Source organism: Streptomyces sp. NPDC058221 (assembly GCF_042882365.1).
Taxonomy (GTDB): Bacteria; Actinomycetota; Actinomycetes; order Streptomycetales; family Streptomycetaceae; genus Streptomyces.
On the sequence record NZ_JBHVWF010000165.1, the window covers coordinates 1 to 1,384 of the forward strand.

Genomic DNA, 1,384 nt, shown 5'->3' on the forward strand with positions numbered 1-1,384 from the left:
GTTTCGGGAAGGGGCGGGTAGGGGACAGCCCCGCGCAGCGGCACCGCACCCGCACCCGCACCGCACGGCACCCGCACCCGCACCCGCACCGCACGGCACCCGCACCCGCACCCGCACCGCACGGCACCCGCACCGCACCCGCACCGCCCCCGCCGCGTCAGCCAGCCAGCTCCGCCGCGACCAGCTCCGCGATCTGCACCGCGTTCAGCGCAGCGCCCTTGCGCAGGTTGTCGTTGGAGACGAAGAGCGCGAGACCGTGCTCCACGGTCTCGTCGACCCGGATCCGCCCCACGAAGGACGCGTCCTGCCCGGCCGCCTGGAGCGGGGTGGGGATCTCCGAGATCTCGACACCCGGGGCGTCCTTGAGCAGCTCGTACGCGCGCTCCACCCCGATCGGACGCGCGAACCGGGCGTTGATCTGGAGCGAGTGGCCGGAGAAGACCGGCACCCGGACACAGGTGCCGGACACCTTGAGCTCCGGGATCTCCAGGATCTTGCGCGACTCGTTGCGGAGCTTCTGCTCCTCGTCCGTCTCGAAGGAGCCGTCGTCCACGATGGCACCGGCCAGCGGCAGCACGTTGAAGGCGATCGGGCGCTTGTAGACGGCGGGCTCGGGGAAGTCGACGGCACCGCCGTCGTGGGTGAGCCTGTCGGCCTCGGCGACGACCTTGGACGCCTGGCCGTGCAGCTCGGCGACGCCGGCCAGACCGGAGCCGGACACCGCCTGGTACGTGGCGACGGTCAGCGCCTCCAGGCCGGCCGCGTCGTGCAGCGGGCGCAGCACGGGCATGGCTGCCATCGTGGTGCAGTTCGGGTTGGCGATGATGCCCTTGGGCCGGTCGGCGATCGCGTGCGGGTTGACCTCGGAGACGACCAGCGGGACCTCGGGGTCCTTGCGCCAGGCGGAGGAGTTGTCGATCACGACGGGACCCTGCGCGGCCACCTTCTCGGCGAGCGCCTTCGACGTCGCGCCACCGGCCGAGAACAGCACGATGTCCAGTCCGGTGTAGTCGGCCGTGGAGGCGTCCTCGACGGTGATGTCCCGGCCCTGCCACTCGATCGTGGAGCCCGCGGAGCGCGCGGAGGCGAACAGCCGCAGCTCGTCGGCCGGGAACTTCCGCTCGGCCAGGATCCTGCGCATGACTGTGCCGACCTGACCGGTGGCGCCGACGATTCCGACCTTCACAGGAACTCCTTCAGACGTACGAACGGGCACGGTTGCCGCTCAATGATGCGTATGTCCACGGCTTCCTTGTCCAATCCATTGTCCGGGGAGCGGACAGGTCCCGCACGGGCCGCGGACAGCGCAGTGGGGGGGGCCGCCCCGGCGCGCCCCCACCCCAACTGGTACACAAAAAAATGTTTTATAGCAGAACAAAAAGAA

At 70.3% G+C, this 1,384-nt stretch carries 1 protein-coding gene; it reads right to left on the reverse strand.

Features of this window, described 5'->3' with window-relative positions:
* Positions 1-157: 157 nt before the first annotated feature.
* Positions 158-1,186, reverse strand: coding sequence for an aspartate-semialdehyde dehydrogenase (locus ACFVW8_RS33655; RefSeq protein WP_389696828.1), 1,029 nt, complete (start codon positions 1,184-1,186; stop codon positions 158-160).
* Between the last annotated feature and the right edge of the window lie 198 nt (positions 1,187-1,384).